This window comes from Candidatus Arthromitus sp. SFB-mouse-Japan (assembly GCF_000270205.1).
Classification (GTDB): domain Bacteria; phylum Bacillota; class Clostridia; order Clostridiales; family Clostridiaceae; genus Dwaynesavagella.
In genome coordinates, this window is the sequence record NC_015913.1 from 893890 (window position 1) to 915491 (window position 21602).

20 protein-coding genes are annotated in these 21602 nt (G+C 29.4%); all 20 read right to left on the reverse strand.

Features of this window, described 5'->3' with window-relative positions; translation table 11 throughout:
• Window positions 1–77 precede the first annotated feature (77 nt).
• The 20 genes from ftsZ to SFBM_RS04410 all read right to left on the reverse strand — a co-directional run bounded on the left by ftsZ (window position 78) and on the right by SFBM_RS04410 (window position 21596).
• On the reverse strand, window positions 78–1229 hold the full coding sequence (ftsZ, locus tag SFBM_RS04315) for a cell division protein FtsZ (protein ID WP_005806164.1): 1152 nt from the start codon (window positions 1227–1229) through the stop codon (window positions 78–80).
• A gap of 148 nt (window positions 1230–1377) precedes the next feature.
• The gene (locus tag SFBM_RS04320) at window positions 1378–2646 is read right to left on the reverse strand and encodes a glycosyltransferase family 2 protein (RefSeq protein ID WP_014017958.1); all 1269 of its coding nucleotides are present in this window, start codon (window positions 2644–2646) and stop codon (window positions 1378–1380) included.
• A 55-nt stretch (window positions 2647–2701) separates the two neighbouring features.
• Window positions 2702–3826 carry a type IV pilus twitching motility protein PilT gene (locus SFBM_RS04325; RefSeq protein ID WP_007445694.1) on the reverse strand — a complete coding sequence of 375 codons (1125 nt, stop codon included), beginning with the start codon at window positions 3824–3826 and terminating at the stop codon, window positions 2702–2704.
• Window positions 3827–3881: 55 nt separating this feature from the next.
• On the reverse strand, window positions 3882–4571 hold the full coding sequence (gene sigK, locus SFBM_RS04330; protein ID WP_005806158.1) for an RNA polymerase sporulation sigma factor SigK: 690 nt from the start codon (window positions 4569–4571) through the stop codon (window positions 3882–3884).
• A 37-nt stretch (window positions 4572–4608) separates the two neighbouring features.
• Window positions 4609–6207, reverse strand: coding sequence for a penicillin-binding transpeptidase domain-containing protein (locus SFBM_RS04335; protein WP_014017959.1), 1599 nt, complete (start codon window positions 6205–6207; stop codon window positions 4609–4611).
• A gap of 137 nt (window positions 6208–6344) precedes the next feature.
• Window positions 6345–7577: a peptidase U32 family protein gene (locus SFBM_RS04340; protein WP_014017960.1), complete on the reverse strand. Its 1233-nt coding sequence runs from the start codon at window positions 7575–7577 to the stop codon at window positions 6345–6347.
• The gene (locus SFBM_RS04345) at window positions 7564–8229 is read right to left on the reverse strand and encodes an O-methyltransferase (RefSeq protein WP_014017961.1); all 666 of its coding nucleotides are present in this window, start codon (window positions 8227–8229) and stop codon (window positions 7564–7566) included. The genes SFBM_RS04340 and SFBM_RS04345 overlap by 14 nt, the downstream gene beginning before the upstream one ends.
• A gap of 165 nt (window positions 8230–8394) precedes the next feature.
• Entirely contained in the window at window positions 8395–9429 is a 1035-nt protein-coding gene (gene mltG, locus SFBM_RS04350) for an endolytic transglycosylase MltG (RefSeq protein ID WP_005806149.1), read from the reverse strand.
• A 130-nt stretch (window positions 9430–9559) separates the two neighbouring features.
• On the reverse strand, window positions 9560–9901 hold the full coding sequence (locus SFBM_RS04355) for a YlbF family regulator (protein ID WP_005806147.1): 342 nt from the start codon (window positions 9899–9901) through the stop codon (window positions 9560–9562).
• Window positions 9902–9949: 48 nt separating this feature from the next.
• Window positions 9950–11773: a ribonuclease J gene (locus tag SFBM_RS04360; RefSeq protein WP_005806146.1), complete on the reverse strand. Its 1824-nt coding sequence runs from the start codon at window positions 11771–11773 to the stop codon at window positions 9950–9952.
• A gap of 13 nt (window positions 11774–11786) precedes the next feature.
• Complete coding sequence (locus tag SFBM_RS04365) at window positions 11787–12236, reverse strand: Fur family transcriptional regulator (protein WP_005806144.1); 450 nt, start codon at window positions 12234–12236, stop codon at window positions 11787–11789.
• Window positions 12237–12271: 35 nt separating this feature from the next.
• Window positions 12272–12685: a Holliday junction resolvase RuvX gene (gene ruvX, locus SFBM_RS04370; RefSeq protein ID WP_014017962.1), complete on the reverse strand. Its 414-nt coding sequence runs from the start codon at window positions 12683–12685 to the stop codon at window positions 12272–12274.
• Between the two features lie 67 nt (window positions 12686–12752).
• The gene (locus SFBM_RS04375; RefSeq protein ID WP_005806140.1) at window positions 12753–13028 is read right to left on the reverse strand and encodes an IreB family regulatory phosphoprotein; all 276 of its coding nucleotides are present in this window, start codon (window positions 13026–13028) and stop codon (window positions 12753–12755) included.
• A 69-nt stretch (window positions 13029–13097) separates the two neighbouring features.
• On the reverse strand, window positions 13098–15731 hold the full coding sequence (gene alaS, locus SFBM_RS04380) for an alanine--tRNA ligase (protein ID WP_041568918.1): 2634 nt from the start codon (window positions 15729–15731) through the stop codon (window positions 13098–13100).
• A gap of 43 nt (window positions 15732–15774) precedes the next feature.
• Window positions 15775–16848, reverse strand: a complete 1074-nt coding sequence (gene mnmA / locus SFBM_RS04385) for a tRNA 2-thiouridine(34) synthase MnmA (protein WP_005806136.1) — start codon at window positions 16846–16848, stop codon at window positions 15775–15777.
• Window positions 16849–16872: 24 nt separating this feature from the next.
• Complete coding sequence (locus SFBM_RS04390) at window positions 16873–18018, reverse strand: cysteine desulfurase family protein (RefSeq protein WP_005806134.1); 1146 nt, start codon at window positions 18016–18018, stop codon at window positions 16873–16875.
• Window positions 18011–18457, reverse strand: a complete 447-nt coding sequence (locus tag SFBM_RS04395) for an RrF2 family transcriptional regulator (RefSeq protein WP_005806132.1) — start codon at window positions 18455–18457, stop codon at window positions 18011–18013. Before SFBM_RS04395 ends, SFBM_RS04390 begins: the two co-directional genes overlap by 8 nt.
• 127 nt (window positions 18458–18584) lie before the next feature.
• A complete protein-coding gene (locus SFBM_RS04400; protein WP_007439859.1) occupies window positions 18585–19391 on the reverse strand; it encodes an acetyl-CoA carboxylase carboxyltransferase subunit alpha in 807 nt (268 codons plus the stop codon).
• Window positions 19384–20250 carry an acetyl-CoA carboxylase, carboxyltransferase subunit beta gene (gene accD, locus SFBM_RS04405; RefSeq protein WP_005806127.1) on the reverse strand — a complete coding sequence of 289 codons (867 nt, stop codon included), beginning with the start codon at window positions 20248–20250 and terminating at the stop codon, window positions 19384–19386. Before accD ends, SFBM_RS04400 begins: the two co-directional genes overlap by 8 nt.
• Window positions 20250–21596 carry an acetyl-CoA carboxylase biotin carboxylase subunit gene (locus tag SFBM_RS04410; RefSeq protein WP_005806125.1) on the reverse strand — a complete coding sequence of 449 codons (1347 nt, stop codon included), beginning with the start codon at window positions 21594–21596 and terminating at the stop codon, window positions 20250–20252. The genes accD and SFBM_RS04410 overlap by 1 nt, the downstream gene beginning before the upstream one ends.
• Window positions 21597–21602: the final 6 nt, after the last annotated feature.

Genomic DNA, 21602 nt, shown 5'->3' on the forward strand with positions numbered 1-21602 from the left:
CAAAAATAAAAATAAGAAGACTAGTATTATCATATAAAAATATACTAGTCTTCTTATTTTTACCTATAAAATATGTACTATTTATTAAAATCACGTTTCCTTAAGAAAGCTGGAATGCCATAATCATCATCCTTATCATTAGAATTATTTTTCTTAAAGTCCTTTCTTTCTTCTTGGGATTCCTCTTTTTTATCATCATTGATTGTTTTAGGAACATCTGTTTTAGTTGTTAAAATCTCTTCCTTTAAAATTTCACTTACTTTTCTATTTATACTTCCTTCAAAACCAGTAGCTATTAAAGTTACTCTAATTTCATCTTTTAAATCTTCATCTATAACAGCACCAAACATAAATACAGCATCTTCATCTGTAGATTCCTGAACCATATTCCCAGCTTCATGAATTTCATGCAACGATAAATCAGGACCACCCGTAACATTCATCAATACACCTGTAGCTCCAATTATAGAAGTTTCTAATAGCGGTGATGATATTGCTTGTTTAGCTGCTTCTATAGCTCTATTCTCACCAGTACCTCTACCTATACCCATATGAGCAAGTCCCCTATCGCTCATAATAGCCTTAACATCAGCAAAATCTCTATTAACTATACCAGGTATAGTTATAAGGTCTGATATACCTTGAACACCCTGTCTTAAAACATCATCTGCTTTTTTAAAAGCTTCAAGTAATGATGTTTTCTTATCAACCATTGTAAGCAATCTTTCATTAGGTATAGTTACCAATGTATCAACCTTACTCATTAAATTCGATATACCCATATCTGCCTGTATCATTCTTTTTCTTCCTTCAAATGGGAAAGGTTTCGTGACAACACCAACTGTCAATATACCTAATGATTTAGCTATTTCTGCAACGACTGGAGCAGCACCTGTACCCGTTCCTCCTCCCATTCCTGCAGTTATAAATACAAGTTCAGCTCCTTGTATCGCATCTTTTATCATATCCTTACTCTCTTCAGCAGCCTTCTCACCAATATCTGGATTTGCTCCAGCTCCAAGACCTCTTGTTAACTTCTCCCCTATTTGGATTTTAGATTCTGCTTTAGATAATCTTAATGCTTGATTATCGGTGTTAACAACAATAAATTCTACATTTTTAAGACCATCTTCTATCATTCTATTAACAGCGTTCCCACCGCCGCCGCCACATCCAATTACTTTTATTCTTGCGTTTTGAAAAATACTATTCATATCAAAATCTAACACACTAATTCCTCCTATTTATTAGAAAAGCTAAAATTTAAATTTTGTACTAAAAAACTGGAAAATTTATATATAAAAATTTAAATACACCGCAGCTTAAAGAACTATGTACACGAGAGATATATTCAACAAAAATCCTTAAACTCCTTGTTTAATTCTTAAATTTTTCTAGTTCATTAATACTTACATTTCTTGAATGATCTGTATGAAACCATTCTTTTTTATTTTTATTTAAAATTCCCTGTATAGATATAGGCACCCAAGTTATTATATAAAATGGGTATATAAATATATAATAAAGTAAAACTTTAAATGTTAGTTTAGAATCTAAATGTATCATTATAGGAGTTATCATAAGTTGAAATATAAAATAGGCTAATGATATGAATCTTATAGCTTTAAATTCGAAAATTAATGGTTGTCCCATAAGAACAGCACTTAATGATAACGATAACTTACAAATATTAAACATCGAAACTATTCCAAGTATAGTTATTACTATAGGTTGTATGGAATATAAGGCACAGTCTAATGCTCTCAAATCTTTATGAGAAAACACCCTTTCTGTTAGCTTCCAAAAATATCTACTTGATACATCAGCGAATCCTTGCATCCACCTTCTTCTTTGATTCCATGATTGTTTTAATGTAAGAGGCTTTTCATCATAAACCACAGCCTTATAGGCAAATACAACTCTCATATTATTCATTATTAATTTACAAGTAAACTCTAAATCTTCTGTAAGGCACGTAGCTCCCCATCCAACTTTTTTAAGAGTTTCAATATCTAAACAAAATCCTGTACCTGATAGCTGACAAGACAACCCTAAATTATCCCTACATAACTGAAATAATCTATTATTACTCCAAAAAGCTATAGAATAACTCATTGTAAGCCAATTATCATTTGGATTTTTACTATCAATATAACCTTGAATAACTTTATGTCCATTATTTAATTTCACATTCATTTCTGTTAAAAAATTAGGTGATACAATGTTATCAGCATCTAAAACAATAATAGCAGAATATTTATCTCCCATATCAAATATTTTATTAAACATCCATTCTAGAGCATAGCCTTTCCCTTTATTCTTATCATCAAATCTTTCGTATACTAATGCTCCCTGAGCTAAAGAATATTCTTTTGTTCTATCCGTACAATTATCCGCTATAACAAAAATATCATAAAATTCTTTATCGTAATTCAAATTTTTTAAACTATTTAAACTATTAGAAATAACCTTTTCTTCATTATGAGCTGCAATAACAATAGCAAATCTATTTTTATTTTCAATTTTTCTATTTTCTCTATTTCTCAAAAGAAGACCCAATATTGAAACTGCTAAATAATAAAATGAAATAATATAAACTAAATTTATGATAATTGAAGCTATTTTTTCAATCAAATCAAAAAACAAATTGATATACCCCCTCTTAATAGCTACTTCTCTAAATACATTACTACAATATCACTTAATAATTCAATATAATTTTTGCAGCAATTTCTTTGTTAGACACATTTTGGACAAAAACTTCCCTTGTTATAAGTCCACATTTATAAGCTTCTATAAGAGAATTATCCATGGTATACATACCTAATTTCGTATTATTTTGTATTAAAGTGTATAGATTTTTAATATTATTTTCTTTTATACAATTAGCTATCATCGGAATATTAATCATAAATTCAAATAAATACAAGTCTTCTTGATTTTTATCAATAATATTTTTTTGATTAATTATACATCTTAACATGTTTGCCAAAACATTTTTTAAATAAAATTTGTTTTTAGGTTCCATTTCAAACAAAGATTCTAATGTATGCTGTATATTATTTAAATATACTGACGCTATAACAAGTACTCCAGCATCACAACACTTCATTATTAGTTTTAATACATCATAATTAGGTATATCATCTATAACCAATATATTTGGTCTTTCCCTAAACGCAGATTCAATACCACTTACATATGAATACGTATCTGTACCAATTTCTCTCTGATTGACTATAGATTTATTGTGCTTATATAAAATTTCAATAGTTGATTCAAGTGTAATAATATATTTTGAAGATGTTTTATTGATTTTTTGAATAATATTTGAAACAGTTAAATTTTTTCCACTATTAATTGATCCAATTATCAATACTAATCCATTATTTAATTGTGATACAAAATTATAAATATTATCTGGAATATTAATCTCATTATTAAATTCACTTTTAGATAATATTTTAATTGATATGGCAATGCTATTTCTCTGTTTGAAAATATTTGCTCTAAATCTCCCAATACCTGACATCGAAAACGATGTATATTTTTCACCAATTTCACATAGCTCTGCAAATTTGTCTCCTAAAATTTCCTTTGCATAACTTATAAGCTCATCCTGATTTAATATTTTTTCAACTACTAATTCTAAATTCGAGTTAGTGCGTCCCAATATATTCGCGCCAACACTTAAATATATATAGGAGAATTCTTTATCACAAGCTATTTTTAATATCTGTTGTAATGTTAACATATGTATCGTAAAAGAGCATAAAACTCTTATCCCTCTCTCAAAAATAGATTCTATATAGTTTATACTTTCCAAAAATACACCTATTTATACAAAAATAACCATCTCTAATTATGAGATGGTTATTACATTATTTTTTAAAAAGTAATTCTTTATTTAATTTACTTAATGCCTTTTTTTCAATTCGTGAAACATACGATCTTGAAATATTTAATTTCTTAGCTATTTCCTTTTGAGTTTTAATTTTCCCATCTATTAATCCATATCTTAATTTTATTATAATTTGTTCTTTCTCATTTAAAATATTATTAAGCTTTTTATACATCTTCTTTATAGTTAATTTTTGTTCCACAATGTCAATTATTGTGTCATCACTACTATTTAGTATATCTATAAGTGAAATTTCATTCCCCTCTTTATCTGTTCCTATGGGATCTTGAAGAAATACTTCATTCTTTGTTTTCTTAGTATTTCTTATTAGCATAAGAATTTCATTTTCTATACATCTCGCAGCATAAGTTGCAAGTTTAGTTCCTTTTACATAATCAAAAGATTCAATACCTTTTATAAGACCTATTGTTCCAACAGATATCAAATCTTCCACATCCTTTATTGACGAAAATTTCTTTGCTATATGAACAACTAATCTTAAATTTCTCTCAATCAAAATATTTTTAGCTTCCAAATCCCCTGCTTTAAATCTATCTATATATTCTTTTTCCTGTTCGCTAGTTAACGGGGTTGGGAATGAATTATTTCCGACTATATATCCTACAAATAAAACGACGCTACCTATGATCTCAAATAAGTTATCTAACAATTAAGATCCCCCTATTTAAATGCTCAAAAATACGAAATTAAAAAGTATTAGTATAATATTCCACTATTTCCTTAAAAATTGGACCTGCAGTATTTCCTCCAAATTGTCCTTCTTCGTTTATATTTTCAACAAATACAAACATTGAATAGTACTTATTTCTATGTTTAAAATATCCTAAAACCCATCCATCTGAAACAATATTTTCTCCATCAAACCTCTCACTTGTACCTGTCTTAACACCACTCTCTACACCACTAATTTTGATATTCTTTCCCGTACCATTTTCCAGAGTATTTATTAACATACTTTTTAATATATTTGCAGTATCTTTTTTCAATACTTTGTCGGAAGTATTACTAAACTCTTTTATAACCTCATTATTTTCATTAACAATCTTATCAATTAATTTTAGTTTAGTATAAATACCATTATTTAAAATTGTATTTGTTATATTTAAAGCTTGTAATGGTTCAATTAACATATTTTGACCCATAGATAAAAATAAAGGTCCATCTTCATATTCTTTAGGTTCAGCATAGCTTCCACTAGCCTCTCTTAAGTCGCTAAATCCTAATACTTTTTTAAAAAATCCTTGATCCTCAGCATAATTTTTAATTAAGTCCCATCCAACCTCTTTTCCTATTTCTGCAAATATATTATTGCAAGAAACAGCAAGAGCATCTTCCATAGTTAATTTTCCTGCATGCCTATCTTTACATAGATTATATCTGCTATTTTCACAACTAAATTCATGCTTAGATGTAAAAATTCCAGAATCAATCGCAGCTTCCGCAACCACTAATTTAAAAACCGAACCTGGTACATATCCAAGACTTGTGGATCCAAGAATAATATTAGGATTATACTCATTTTTTTGAGTTAATGCTTTTATTTCTCCAGTTGATGCTTCCGATATAGCAATTGCTATGCTATCAAATTCATCATATTTTTTATCACTAATTATATTTTTTACACCATCTTGTAACTCCTTATCTATAGTTAATTTGAAATTGTTATTATTTGGATCCACAACATCTTTACCAGTTTTAACATAATTAAAATCAATCTTTGGATATTTGTTATTTTCTATATAAGTATGATAATTTTCTTCTGTCGAATTTTCGGAAATTTCTTTTATCAAAATATTTTCAATTGACCATGCTTCTTTTTCATTAAACTCATCATATTCATAAAGATAAATTCCATTTATATCTTGTACAGTTTGTAATTTCTCATATGTATATTTATCAACCTCAAATTTGAAATTATATCCAGGATTCTCCTGAAATTTTTGAATTAAATCAAAATCCTCATTATAGTTCTTTAAAATAGATGTGAATGTTAAAATCTTCTCCATTTCTATATTATTGTTAAAATTCTTAAATATGTTAGATTTTACTTCTACTATATATTTAGTACTATACTTAATAAGATCATTAGACTTATCATCTAAAATCCTATAATTTAAATTACTTGTCCTATAATCTAAGTTATATTGATTCATTGCTATAGATACATACTTGTCTGCCTTTGCACCTAACTGTATAAATGCAAGTCTAAAAATTATAATAGAGATACTCAATCCAAATAAAATATTTATAAACCTTATTCTCAATCTAACATTTTTCTTGTCCATAATAAAACTCCATCCTATTTACCCAAACAAATATTTGTATAAGTCATTCCAAATCATAGCAAAAATATTCACAAATATTAATAAATTTTCAAAAAATGAATTTAAGGTTAGGATAATACCATCCTAACCTTAAACTTCTAGCTTAATGAAATTTCATTTTTCTTCATAATTATAAAATCATTTTGTTTTAATTCAGTTTCAACATGTGCTGTGAAAATCATTTGAGCATGATTTGCCTTCTCAATACTTTCACCTTTACTATTTTTCATATCATTCAATACGACCTCAAAATTTTCAGTTTTAGGTCTTATAATTTCAACCTTATCTCCATTAAATACTCTATTTCTTTGTTCAATAGTTGCTATCTTTGTTTCTCTATCATAATCTTTTACAATTCCAATTATATCATATTCTCTAACATATGTTGCACTCTCATAGCTTTGCTCTCCAGATTTACCATAAAAGAAACCAGTAGAGTATCTTCTATGACTTATCTTTTGAAGATTTCTTTTCCACTCAGGATTAACTTTAAAATTTTCAGGATCTGCGTAATAAGTATCAATTGCTTCTCTATACATCTTTACAACCATTGCAAGATAAAATAAACTTTTCATACGCCCTTCAATTTTAACAGAAGCAACACCAGATCTAATAACATCATCAATATGTTCAATCATACATAAATCTTTTGAGTTCATTATGTAAGTTCCATCTTCATCCTCAAAAACTGGATAATACTCATTTGGACGTGTTTCCTCTACAAGATAATATTTATATCTGCATGCCTGAGAACACGCTCCTTTGTTTGAATCTCTTGATGTCATATAATTTGATATCAAACATCTTCCAGAATAAGCCATACACATAGCACCGTGAACAAACACTTCTATCTCACAATCTTCTGGCAATTTATTTACGAATTCTTCTATCTCTTTTAATTTTAATTCTCTAGCTAAAATTATCCTTTTTAATCCATAATCATACCAAAATCTTGCAGTTTCATAGTTCATTGCATTTGCCTGAGTACTTAAATGTATATCTATATTTGTATTCTTTTTAATTATTGAAATTAAACCAGGATCTGCAACAATAGCCCCATCAACTCCAAGAGATTCACATTTTTTAACATATTCCTCAATACCATTCATATCAAAGTTTCTTGGAATTGCATTTAAAACTAAATAAACCTTTACCCCTCTATCGTGAGCATATTCAATTCCTTCCTTCAATTCATCAAAATCAAAGTTATCTGCAAATGCTCTCAGGTTCAATCTTGGACCGCCAACATAAACAGCATCAGCCCCAAAGTCGACTGCGACTTTTAATTTTTCCAAACTACCTGCTGGTGCAAGTAATTCAACCTTTTTCATTTTCTTCATTCCTCCTTAAAATCATTACACCGTCGCCAATAGGCAATAACCATGTCGAAAATAGTTTATTATTGACAACATTTTTCAAAAACTTTCTCATGTTATTTATGATAGTTTTTTTGCGTTTCACAATCAAACTATCCGATGCAACCATACCTTTATATAAAACATTGTCAAACATGATTATACCATTTTTATTTAAATTTTGGATACAATTGTTCAATAGTTTTTCATAATGAGATTTAGACGAATCAATAAATATAAAATCATAATCACAATCTAAATATTCAAAATTTTCAAAACAATCGCCTTCTATAAGTCGTATATTATCCTCATAATTAAACTTTTTAAAATTATCTTTTGCAAGTATAATACGATCTCCATCCCTTTCAACAGTTGTTATTTTTACATTACCTTTAAGCTGTTCACACATAAATATAGATGAAAATCCTATGGCTGTTCCAAATTCTAAAATATTCTTAGGCCTATTAAGCTTAAATATCATACTAATAAAATTTTGGACCTGCTTATCAATTATTGGAATATGATTTTCCAAAGCGTATTCCTCAAGCTCCATAAGATCTTCTGATAAATCCAGATTTATATTCTCAATTATAAATTTGTTTATATCATCATTAATTATATTACCCATGCTAATTTCTCCTAAATCGACATAATCAATAAAAAATAATTTTTTGTTGTATTTTGACTATTTATAAAACTATAGTCAATAAACTTATTTATGTCAACAATCGTATACCCTTAAATCTTATTAAAAAATAAAAAGACCACTTATATTAAAATGGCCTTTTAGAATTTATTTTTTTACAGCAAGAGTTGTATCTCTAATAGCTTTCTGTTTCAAGAAATCTGAATAATTCTCAAAGAAATAATGGTAATTTGTTTCATCATTTAATATAAAATATAAATAATTTGTATCACTTGGACTAATTGCCGCTTTAATAGACTCTCTTCCTGGCGATGCAATAGGTCCTATAGGTAAGGATGAATATTTATATGTATTGTATTTAGAATCAACTTCCAAATCAGAATTATATAAAACCTCTTTATGCTTTCCTAAAGCATAAATAACAGTTGCACATGATTGAAGTGGCATTCCAACCCTCAATCTATTATAAAATACAGATGCAGCCTTAACCCTTTCTTCATCGTGTATAATCTCTCTCTCTACAATAGATGCCATCGTTACAATATCATCTATTTTATCTTCAGGAACCGAAACCTTCAATTCAGTTTCTATTTCTTTTAAAACTTGCTCAAATCTATCAATCATAGTTTTTATAACTACATTTGGTGTTGAATCCTTATCAAAATGATAGGTATCTGGAAATAAAAAGCCTTCCAACAAATATCTTCTTTCTTCGATATTTTTAACGTATTTGGGTAATGGATAATATCTTACTTCATTCAAAAAATCTTGTTTTGTAAAATTGAGTCCTGATTTTTCAAATAATTCTCCCATTGCCTCTATAGAATAACCTTCTGGAACAGTAACTTTAACAAATTCATTTAACACTCCTTTATTAAGGAAAGCCATGAATGTCCCTAAAGATACATCATTTCCAAAAGAATATTCTCCTGGTTTTATATTTGTATCATAGTTAAATACCTTAAGAGAAATTTTTACAAATAAATGGTTCCTGAGTTTACCTTGATTTGCTAATTCATCTATTACATTATTTAAGGTATCTCCCTCTTTAACATTAATCTTTACATCCGATGAAAATGGTCTATTATTTATCGATTGAAAATTATAAACAAAGTATGCAACAAAACATAATAGCACCGAGAAAACTAAGATTAAAATTTTTGATAACCAAGATATTCTCATTAAATCCTCCTATATATTATCAACATTTATAATTCATTAAAGCCAAAATAGATACACGCCATTATTCATATAAAAAATAAAACAAAAAAGCCAAAGTGTAAAAAGTCAATACACTATGGCTAAAATCTAATTAAACAAAACTTTGTATTCCAAAAGCTTCATTTAATATCTTCATTATGTCATCAACAATTATACCAACTTTTTGTTCGTATTGAACATATTCAGCTACAACAGGGTTAGCCATAACTTTTTGAGATACTACTTTAAACTTCTCTTCTGTTTCCTTCTCTAGTTTTCCTGATGAGCGTTGCTCATTGAAAACCAAAAATTGAACATCTCTTAACTCTTTTAAAAGAGACTTCAAGCTATCATCCGCATTAATTTTTTCACTTATCTCTTTTAATTTCTTAACCTCTTCCATTTGCTTAATAGAACTAGCTAGTTCATGAGCTTTATCATGAATATTAACCATTAATTTCTCCTCCTAATATTAATGTAATATAAAAATTATCCTATATTATTATATTTCCATTATAATTGGTAAAATCATAGGACGTCTCTTAGTTTTTTCATATAAAAAGCTTCTAAGTGTATCTTTAATGTTCGACTTCAAAGTAGACCAATCCATTATTCCATCTTCTTCACATTCACGAAGAACTTCTCTAACTAAGTCCCTAACATTATCAATTAGTTTCTCAGATTCACGCACATAAACGAACCCTCTTGATATTATATCCGGACCTGCAATTATTGTTCCATTTTGACTGTCTATAGTAACAACAACTGTAAGAACTCCATCCTGTGATAAATGCTTTCTATCTTTCAATACTATATTACCTACATCACCAACACCAAGTCCATCAACAAATATTTGACCTGATGGAACAGTTCCTACTTTGCTTATAGAATTTCTCTTTACCTCTGCAATTTCTCCACATTCCATTATCAACATATTTTTTCTGCTGATTCCTAAGCTCTCAGCTAATTCAACATGATGATTTAGATGTCTAAATTCACCATGAATTGGTATAAAGAATTTTGGTTTTGCAAGTGCAAGCATCAACTTAAGTTCTTCTTGACAAGCATGACCTGAAACGTGAACCTTAGCTTTGGATTCATATATAACATCAGCACCACTCTTAAATAATCTATTTACAACCTTAGATACAAGTTTCTCATTTCCTGGAATTGGAGTCGCTGAAAATATAACAGTATCTCCTGGAGCTATTGATACTTTTTTATGATCTCCTGATGCCATTCTCGCAAGAGCTGACATAGGCTCTCCCTGAGTTCCAGTAGTTATAATAACAATTTTATCTGGAGCCCATCTATTAATCTCATCAATTCCTATTAAAACATTGTCATCAAATTGTATATATCCAAGTTCTTTAGCAACACCTGTTATATTTTCCATGCTCCTACCAGATATAGCTACTTTTTTTCCGTACATAGAAGCCGCATTAATTATTTGTTGAATCCTATGAACATTAGATGCAAATGTTGCAACTATAATTCTGGATTTTGCTTTGCCAAATATATCTTCAAAAGTCTTACCAATTACCCTTTCAGAAATTGTATATCCTGGTTTCTCAACGTTCGTACTCTCACCAAGCATACAAATTATACCTTTTCTTCCTAATTCTGCAATCCTACCAAGGTCAGCAATTTCTCCATCTATCGGAGTAAAATCAACCTTAAAATCTCCAGTATGATAAACTATGCCAATAGGAGTATGTATTGCAATTGAAACAGCATCTGGAATACTATGATTATTTTTTATAAATTCCATACTAATACTGTCAAACTTGATAACATCTTTAGGCTTTACAACATTTAACTTAGCATAATCAATATAATGTTCTTTAAGTTTCACTGATAGTATACCCAATGTTAACCTTGTTCCATACACAGGCACATTAATCTGTTTTAATATGTAAGGAACAGCACCTAAATGGTCCTCATGACCATGAGTTAAAAATATTCCTTTAACTCTATCTTTATTTTTAATTAAATATGTTATATCAGGTATTACCAAATCAATCCCATACATATCATCATCTGGGAATTTTAATCCACAATCTATAACAAAAATATCATTTTTATATTCTATTGCTGTTATATTTTTCCCAACTTCATTCAATCCACCAAGCGGTATGATTTTTATAGAATTTTGAGTTCTTTTAGAATCCTTGTTAAAAGCTTTTTCTCTCCTTTGTTGACTAGACTCTTTTTTCGAACCCCCATCTCTCTTATTAGCTTCATCTTTTTTAGAATAATTATCTCTTGATCTATAATTATTCTTAGAATCAATAACATCATGTTTTGATTCCACTTTTAAATCCATTACTTAATTCCTCCTATTCCCTTTTACATTCACTACAAATCCCTAAAATTTTTAAATTATGGTCAATAATTTCAAATTTGTATTTATTCTCAACCTGTTTTTCAAGATCTTCTAACAAATCCTCTTTAACCTCCATAATTTTATTACATTTAACACAAATTAAATGGTGATGCGTATGTTCCTCATCAAAAGAAGACAATTCATATCTAATAACTCTACCATCAAATACTAGTTTGCTAAGAACTCCTAACTCCTCAAATAACACGATAGTTCTATAAACAGTAGCAATCCCTATAGTCTTATTCCTTTTATTTACATAGTTATAAATCTCATCAATTGTTAAGTGCTTATCTCTATTTTCAATTATCACACTTAATATGCATTCTCTTTGAGCTGTTAATTTATATCCTTTTGACTTTAGGTATATTTTTATATCTTCTATATCATTTAATCCTCTCTGCATTAAAACTACTCCTTAGACATAAAGTCCAAATTATATCATTTATTTAACATATTCAAATAATCCTGTAAAATTATTTGAGCTGCCATCTTGTCAACTATATTTTTCCTCTTTTTCCTAGACATATCTGCTTCTAACATAAAATTATTTGCCAAAACCGTAGTCAATCTTTCATCCATAAATTCAATTTTGATACCCTCATCTAAAATCTTTTCCAAATCTTCACAAAACTTAATAACCTTTTCCCCTTGAAATCCAATGCTACCATTCATATTCTTGGGTAAACCAACGACAAGCTTACTAACTTTATTATCTTTTATAATTTTATTAATGTAACAAATATCCTTATCGTACTCACTACGCCTATATGTACCAATACCTTGAGCTATTATTCCTGAACTAATAGCAATTCCGATATTCTTATCACCTATATCTAATCCCATATAATTCATCCAATTAACCTCTGCACAACTAATAAAAAAATCCAAGTAAGCTAACCGCAAACTTGGATAAAATTAATTACTTTTTTAAGTAAGTTTTCAATACTTCTTCTAATATCTCATCACGCTCAAGTTTACTTATCAATGCCCTGGCACCGTTATAATTTGTAATATAAGTTGGATCACCAGATATAAGATATCCTACTAACTGATTTATTGGTTTATATCCCTTTTGTTCTAAGGAATTATAAACCTCTTCCAATATTTCTTTAGTGTTCAATTGATCTACAGGTCTGACTTTGTTGTCAATCAAGTTCCGATCATATTTTATAAACATAGTAAAATCTTTTTTCATAATCCATACGCACCTCCTCTTTTGGAGTCGTCTTACAGTAATTATATAACAATAATTATCATTTGGCAATTAAATAATTTCATATATCTGATCAAAAGCATTCTTAAGCTTTTCGATATTCGTTGTAGATCCTTGTGCCATATCTTTTCTACCGCCTCCGCTTCCATCAGCCAACTTCAAAGTTTCCTTTAACAATTTTCCACAATCAATGCCAAACTCAATTGCTTTTTTACTTGCCATACAAACAACACTTGCTCTTCCATTTATCACAGAGGCAAGCATAAACACTCCACATTCTACTTTATCTCTTATATTAGCACAAGTATCTCTAAGTCTATTAATATCAACATCATTAAATATATTAACAACTATCTTTATACCATTCTTCTCTTTACAATTCTCAATAATATTGTCTATATCTTTTAGCTTTTCATTTGATATTGCTGAAACTAAGTTTAGTATTTCACTATTTTTATTTTTTATATCCAATACCAAATTTTTAACTTTATTTACAATTTCATTAGTTGATGAAGCCTTAATTTCAGACGAAATTTCGTTCAGTATATTTCTATTAGACTTTACAATGTCAAACACGTTACTTCCAGTAGTTGCCTCTATTCTCCTTACTCCTGAAGATACAGAACTTTCACTAATTATAACAAAACCACCAATAAATCCAGTATTATCAACATGTGTTCCACCACACAATTCTATACTAAAATCATCTACACTAAGTACTCTAACCTCATTTTCATATTTTTCATCAAATAGAGAAATTGCACCCTTTTCTTTAGCAGATCTTATATCCATAATCTCAGTTTTTACATTTATTTGCCTATATATATATTCATTTACTATATTTTCAACTTGTTGTATTTCATCAGAAGTTAGAGCCTTAAAATGGGTAAAATCAAATCTAAGTTTCTTATCATCTAAATAGGACCCAGATTGTTTAACATGGTTACCCAAAACTAGTCTTAAAGCACTTTGAAGCAAATGTGTAGCAGTATGATTTCTACAAATCGACCTGCGTCTAGATTCATTAACAATAAGCTCAATTTCATCATCTTTATTAATAATTCCGTCTAAAACTTCTACAAGATGATATATCTGCCCCTGCATATTTTTCTTAGTTGAAATAACTCTTGCAACTCCATTTTGGGATTTTATTGTACCTATATCTCCAATTTGCCCTCCCATTTCAGGATAAAAAGGTGTTTCATTTGAAATCAAAAACCCCTTAGTGTCTTTTTTAATACTATCACTAAAATTATTATCAACTATTAAATCCTTAATTTTAGATTTAGTCTTCAAACTTTCATATCCAACAAATTCCGTCTCGTAATTTTCAGTTAAGTTCAATACACCAAGATCATTCCCCAAGTAATTATCAGTTTTTCTAGAATCTCGAGCCATTTTTTGTTGATTTTTCATCTCAAACTCAAATCCATCAATATCAACTTTTATATTCTTCTCTTTTAAAATTTCTTCAGTAAGCTCAATAGGAAATCCATATGTATCGTACAATTTGAATGCTTTACTTCCTGAAAGAATAAACTCGTTCCTATCCTCTAATTCTTTAACATAATTATTAAGCAAAATATCTATTCCTTTATTCAAAGTCCTACTAAAATTATCTTCCTCAACATCAACTATATTATTTATATATTCTTTCCTTTCAATTAACTCAGGATAACTATTTTTATATTTATCAATGACTCTGCAAACAATATCATTTAAAAATTTTCCATCAATGCCTATAAGTTTTGCATGTCTAATACTTCTTCTCATTAATCTTCGTAGAACATATCCACGACCTTCATTACTAGGAATTACTCCATCACAAATAAGAAAAGTTATACTACGAGAATGATCAGCAATTACTTTTGATGAATAATCTAATTGATCATCTCTACACAATGCACTGGCCATATTCTTTACACTATCAACTATAGATTTAAGAAGATCAGTTTCAAAAACATTACTAACTCCTTGAGTTATGATAGCTAATCTCTCAAGCCCCATACCAGTATCAATATTTTTATACTCTAAAGCTTCATATACCCCATCTTCATTTTTGTTAAACTGAGTGAATACAAGATTCCATATTTCAAAAAGTTCACCTTTATCTTGTAATTCTAGAAATTTTTCTACAGAATCAATTTTCTCATCCACGAAAGAATAAAATATCTCAGAACAAGGTCCACAAGGTCCAACACCAATTTCCCAAAAATTATCTTCCTTACCGATCCTAAAAATTCTATTGCTACCAATGCCAATTTCTTTTTCCCAAATCTCAAAAGCTTCATTATCTTCCTCATAAACACTTACATACAACTTATCAATAGGTATACCAATAACTTTAGTTAAAAACTCCCAAGCATAGGCTATAGCATCCCTCTTAAAATAATCTCCAAACGAAAAATTTCCAAACATCTCAAAAAAAGTGCAATGTCTTGCTGTCTTGCCAACACTGTCAATATCTCCAGTCCTTATACATTTCTGACACGTTGTAACTCTACTAGATGGAGGAAGTGCAGCCCTCGTAAAAAACTTTTTCAAAGGTGCCATTCCTGCATTAACAAGCAATAAACTATCATCATCTTTAGGCACCAAAGGGAAACTACTCATTACATAATGTGATTTGTTTTTAAAAAATTCAGCAAATAAATCTCTCAAATCATCATAAGTATATTTTTTCATAACACACATCACTCCATTTTAATTAAAATCTGTCGAACTATGTCTAAAAATATTTTCTCATAATTCCACCACCTAGAACCAAATCACCCTGATATAGTACTAGAGATTGACCACAAGTCATTGCACGCTGTGGATCATCAAAAACAATTTTTATCTTACCATCATTAACCCTAAACATTTTAGCAGAACACAGCTTTGCTTGATAACGAATTTTAGCCTCAACTTCTAATCCATCTTCAAAATCTTCAATATGTACAAAATTAACATTATCAATTATAGCATTTCTAAAAAATAGATCTTTTTCCGAACCAATAATAACCTCATTAGTTTTGGAATTTATACCTATAACATATACTGGTTTCCCAAGTGGCAAATTAAGTCCCTTCCTCTGACCTATTGTATAATAAACAATTCCTTTATGTTCTCCTAAAACTTTTCCATCCTTATCAACAAAATTTCCTTTAACAATCTTCTCTCTATTTGATATAAAATTACCGTGCTTACCATCAGGAACAAAACAAATTTCTTCACTATCTTTTTTATTATGTATATCCATTCCAATTTCTTTAGCAATCTCTCTAACTTGTTCCTTTGTATATTTCCCACAAGGCATTAAAATATTCTTGAGTTGATCCTGATTAAGAACATACAGCATATATGTTTGATCTTTCTTATGATCAATTCCTCTCTTCAATATAAACTTTCCATTAAATTCTTCAATATTTGCATAATGACCTGTAGCTATATAGTCAGCCCCCAACTTCTTTGCCCCTATTAAAAATTCCCCAAACTTTATATGTCTATTACATTCAATACAAGGATTTGGAGTATTACCAATCATATAATCTTTAACAAAATAATCAACTACCTTATCCTTAAATATATCCTTATAATTCAAAACATAAAATGGTATATCTAAAAGTTCCGCAACCTTACGAGCATCAAGAACTGACGAAAGTGAACAACATCCACCTTCCTTAAGCAAATAAACTTCATCATTCTGAGATAAATTCAACATAATGCCTATAACTTCATATCCTTCTTTTTTCAAAAGATATGCAGCAACAGCACTATCAACTCCACCACTTAAACCAATAACAACTCTCTTTTTATCCAAAACACATCACCCAAACTCAATCTATTATCCTCTATATCTCTTAACTATATCTTTTAATTCTTCTATCACATAATCGGCATCCTCTTTTTTCGAGTTCTTTCCTAAGGTAAATCTAACAGAACCTTGAGCTTCTAAGGACGAAAGACCTATTGCCTGAAGAACATGTGACGAATTAACAGATCCAGAGTTACAAGAACTTCCACTAGACGCACATATACCTTTCAAATCCAGAGCAAGAAGTATTCCCTCATCTTTGATTCCTTCAAAACATACATTTATATTATTACTTGTTCTATATTTAAGTGATCCATTAATACGACTATTTGGTATTTCCTTCAAAATTCTATCAATCATATAATCTCTAAGTTCTTTTAATTTTCTATTCTCTTCATCAATATCCTCACACACAAGTTCAATCGCTTTGCTTAATCCAACAATTCCATAAACATTTTCAGTACCAGATCTACGTCCCTTTTCCTGACTTCCACCATGTATATAATTATCAATACTTGTTCCATCTTTTATATACAGAATTCCAATTCCCTTAGGTCCATATATTTTATGTCCTGATATAGATAACAAATTTACAAACTCATATTTATCAAGTGATATATCAATTTTACCTATGGCTTGTATCGCATCAGTATGAAAAATAATATTTTTATTATGACAAAGTTCAGATATAGCCTCGATATCTTGGATTGTTCCAATTTCATTATTAACAAAAGCAATAGAAACAAGTATTGTTTTATCAGTAATTGCATTATTTATATCATTTACATTAACAATACCATCAGAATCAACATCCAAATATGTAACTTTAAATCCATTCTGCTCTAAATATTTACAAGTATACAAAACAGAATGATGCTCTATCTTTGTTGTTATAATATGATTTCCCTTTTTTCTATTAGCAAAAGCAACTCCTTTAATCGCCCAATTATTCGATTCTGTTCCACCACTAGTGAAAAACACTTCTTTTCTTTGACACCTTAAAACTCTTGCAATATTTTCTCTTGAATGCTCTATTGCATTTTTTGCAACTCTTGAGAATTCATGTATTCCAGAAGGATTCCCAAAACATTCAGTAAGATATGGTTTCATCGTATCTATAACTTCATCCCTTAAAAAAGTTGTGGAAGCATAATCCATGTAAATTCTTTCATTCATCGATATTAACCCCTATATTTATAAAATTTAATTTATTATGTTCATCTATTATATCCTGAAGCGTAACTGATGAGAAAATACTATCAATGGCATCTTTTATCCTAACCCACAAAACACGAGTAGCACATTTATCTAAATTATCACAACTTGAATCCTTTTCGACACAATCGGATATATTAACAGGACCTTCAACTACATCTATAATATCTTTAATTGTAATTTCTTTAGGAGTCCTTGTTAATGAATAACCTCCCTTAGCTCCTCTAACACTTTTAATAAGATTGGCTTTCTTAAGAATAGAAAATAATTGTTCTAAATAAAGCTCAGATATCTTTTGTTTTTGTGCAATACTACGCACAGACATCATTCCGGTATCATAAACCAAAGCAAGCTCAAGCATTGCCTTTATTCCATATCTACCTCTAGTAGACATTTTCATGTAAATTCTCCTTAAACTTAATAATAATTCAAAATTATAGCAATTTCATTTTTTATAGTCAACACGACCAAACTATATAAAAAATAAAAATCTAATCCTAATAAACAATCAGATTAGATTTTTAAAATTACTCAATTCCATATTTACTAATTTTTCTAAATTTTTGATATCTTTCTTCTTTAATTTCACAACTCGACTTATTTTTGAATCTCTTAATAAAATCAATTATATCGTTTCTCATAGACTCAGCGATCTTATCTTTAGTTACATGAGCACCTTCACCGTACTCATCAATTATCTTGTCCGCAATACCAAATTCCTTCAAATCATAAGATGTAAGTTTCAAAAATTCAGAAGCCTCTTTAAATTTGCTAGAATCTTTCCATAAAATACTAGAACAAGCTTCTGGAGATATTACAGAATAAATTGAATTTTCAAGCATCCAAATTTCATTAGCTACAGAAATACCTAATGCTCCACCACTTCCACCTTCAGATATTACAATAGATAATATAGGACAAGTAAATCCCATCATTTCAAATAAATTTTTAGCAATAGCTTCACCTTGTCCTCTCTCTTCGGCTTGTTTACCACAAAACGCTCCAGGAGTATCAACAAAAGTTATTATTGGCCTATTAAATTTATTTGCCTGTTCCATCAATCGTAGAGATTTGCGATATCCCTCAGGACTAGGCATTCCAAAATTCCTTAAAATATTATCCTTAGTATTTTCTCCCTTCATTTGTGCAATTATTGTCACAGGCGTATCGTTTATAAATCCAATTCCTCCAACTATAGCTCTATCATCTGAATAATATCTGTCACCATGCAATTCTTCAAATGAATCAAATACATTTTCCAAATAGAATCTTGACGTAGGACGCATAGGCATTCTAGCAAGTAAAACCCTATCCCAAACACTCAAATTACTCATTTGCATCTCTCCTATGTGCCTTTAATATGTAAGTTATAATATTTTTCAAATCTTTTCTATGTACTATTTTATCTATAAAACCCTTATCTAAAAGAAATTCAGCCTTTTGGAAATTATCAGGTAATCTTTCATTAATAGTCTTTTCTATAACTCTCTTACCTGCAAATGCAATATACGCATTCGGTTCACTAATTATTATATCACCAAGCATAGCAAAACTCGCCGTAACTCCACCTGTAGTAGGATCAGTTATTACTGTTAAATATAATAAACCACTATCAGATAACCTCTTCAAAGCACCACTAATTTTAGCCATCTGCATTAAAGACAATATTCCTTCCTGCATCCTTGCACCACCTGATGCTGTAAAAATTATCACAGGTAACCCATTCTCTATAGCATACTCTATAGCACGAGTTATTTTTTCACCAACAACACTCCCCATACTTCCTATCATAAAAAAACTATTCATGATACAAACAACTGTTTCATAACCACTAATTAAACACTTACCACATACAACAGCATCTTTTTCTGATGAAACTTTCTTAGCATCTTTAAGTTTTTTATCATAATTAGGAAAATCTAATGGATCAACACTAACCATGTCACTATCAAATTCTTCAAAGGTATTTTGATCTACCAAATACTCAATTCTTGTCCTCGGATCTAATCTAAAATGATACTCACAGAAAGGACAAACCATTAAATTGTCTTGAATATCTTCCTTATATAAAATCCTCAGACAATTATTACACTTAATCCAACGATCATTTGGAATATACACCTTTCTCTCTTCTTCAAAAGGCATCGTACTTACAGTAACATACTTGTTTTTCTTAAAAAAATCGATTATCATCACTTGATATTCACCAACTTATTCAAAAATCCTGTATTATAATTACCTCGAGCAAAATCTTCGTGATTCAAAATATCAAAATGGAAATCAATATTGCTTGTAATTCCATCAATAATAAATTCAGCCAATGATCTCTTCATCTTCATTATAGCTTCATCTCTAGTATTACCATGAACAATAAGTTTAGCAATCATTGAATCATAAAACGGAGGTATTGTGTATCCCTGATAAACAGCACTATCTAATCTAACACCCAGTCCTCCTGGTACATTCAACTGATCTATCTTTCCTGGACATGGAACAAAATTTTTCTTAGCATCTTCAGCGTTAATTCTACATTCAATAGAATGACCATTAATCTTTAAATCATTTTGATTAAAAGATAATCTCTCACCAGCAGCAATCCTAATTTGCTCTTTTATTAAATCTATACCTGTTATCATCTCTGTTATAGGATGTTCAACCTGAATGCGTGTATTCATTTCCATGAAATAAAAGTTTTTATCATCATCAACCAAAAATTCAATTGTACCTGCATTCACATAGTTGACAACTTTACAAATCTTAACAGCAACCTCACCCATTTTTCTTCTTATATCATCATTTAAAAATACGGAAGGTGCCTCTTCAACTATTTTTTGGTTCTTACGCTGAACTGAGCAATCACGTTCAAATAAGTGTACAACATTTCCATAATTATCTGCTAAAACTTGAAATTCTATATGATGTGGATTCCTAACATATTTTTCTATATATACAACATCATTATTAAAACACGCAAGAGCCTCAGCCTTTGCCATTAAATATGCGTCCTTGAAGTCATCTTCCTTCTCTACTATTCGAATACCTTTACCGCCTCCACCAAGTGCAGCTTTTATCATAACAGGAAAACCAACTGATTTAGCTATTTCAAGAGCATGCCTCTCATCTCTTATAAAACCCTCATAGCCATCAACAATGGGTATACCATGATTTTTCATTGTAATTCTCGCATTTGCCTTATCACCCATCATATCCATAGTTTCTGGAGTAGGGCCTATGAATATAATATTACAATCTTTACACATCTTAGCAAACTTAGAATTTTCAGAAAGAAATCCAAATCCTGGATGAATAGCTTCTGCACCACTTAATGATGTAGCCTCCAAAATATTGGGTATATTTAAATAAGAATCCCTAGCAGAGTTTGGACCTATACAAATAGCTTCATCAGCAAGTTGAGTATGTAATGCTTCCTTATCAGCCTCTGAATAGACAGCCACGGACACTATGCCCAATTCTTTACATGCCCTTATTATCCTTACAGCTATCTCTCCTCTATTTGCAATCAAAATCTTGTTTATCATAAAAAT

What these genes read in the sequence shown, in the direction of transcription:
- SFBM_RS04365 (WP_005806144.1), bottom strand. Translation starts at nt 12,236, where the DNA reads ATGCAGAGAGGATTAAATGATATAGAAGATATAAAAATATACCTAAAG.
- SFBM_RS04355 (WP_005806147.1), bottom strand. Translation starts at nt 9,901, where the DNA reads ATGGTTAATATTCATGATAAAGCTCATGAACTAGCTAGTTCTATTAAG.
- SFBM_RS04340 (WP_014017960.1), bottom strand. Translation starts at nt 7,577, where the DNA reads ATGAAAAAGGTTGAATTACTTGCACCAGCAGGTAGTTTGGAAAAATTA.
- SFBM_RS04335 (WP_014017959.1), bottom strand. Translation starts at nt 6,207, where the DNA reads ATGGACAAGAAAAATGTTAGATTGAGAATAAGGTTTATAAATATTTTA.
- SFBM_RS04410 (WP_005806125.1), bottom strand. Translation starts at nt 21,596, where the DNA reads ATGATAAACAAGATTTTGATTGCAAATAGAGGAGAGATAGCTGTAAGG.
- ruvX (WP_014017962.1), bottom strand. Translation starts at nt 12,685, where the DNA reads ATGAATTATATGGGATTAGATATAGGTGATAAGAATATCGGAATTGCT.
- alaS (WP_041568918.1), bottom strand. Translation starts at nt 15,731, where the DNA reads ATGAAAAAATATACTTATGATGATTTGAGAGATTTATTTGCTGAATTT.
- SFBM_RS04390 (WP_005806134.1), bottom strand. Translation starts at nt 18,018, where the DNA reads ATGAATGAAAGAATTTACATGGATTATGCTTCCACAACTTTTTTAAGG.
- SFBM_RS04360 (WP_005806146.1), bottom strand. Translation starts at nt 11,773, where the DNA reads ATGGATTTAAAAGTGGAATCAAAACATGATGTTATTGATTCTAAGAAT.
- SFBM_RS04400 (WP_007439859.1), bottom strand. Translation starts at nt 19,391, where the DNA reads ATGAGTAATTTGAGTGTTTGGGATAGGGTTTTACTTGCTAGAATGCCT.
- mltG (WP_005806149.1), bottom strand. Translation starts at nt 9,429, where the DNA reads ATGAGAATATCTTGGTTATCAAAAATTTTAATCTTAGTTTTCTCGGTG.
- SFBM_RS04345 (WP_014017961.1), bottom strand. Translation starts at nt 8,229, where the DNA reads ATGGGTAATATAATTAATGATGATATAAACAAATTTATAATTGAGAAT.
- SFBM_RS04375 (WP_005806140.1), bottom strand. Translation starts at nt 13,028, where the DNA reads ATGAAAAAAGATTTTACTATGTTTATAAAATATGATCGGAACTTGATT.
- SFBM_RS04395 (WP_005806132.1), bottom strand. Translation starts at nt 18,457, where the DNA reads ATGAAAATGTCTACTAGAGGTAGATATGGAATAAAGGCAATGCTTGAG.
- accD (WP_005806127.1), bottom strand. Translation starts at nt 20,250, where the DNA reads ATGATAATCGATTTTTTTAAGAAAAACAAGTATGTTACTGTAAGTACG.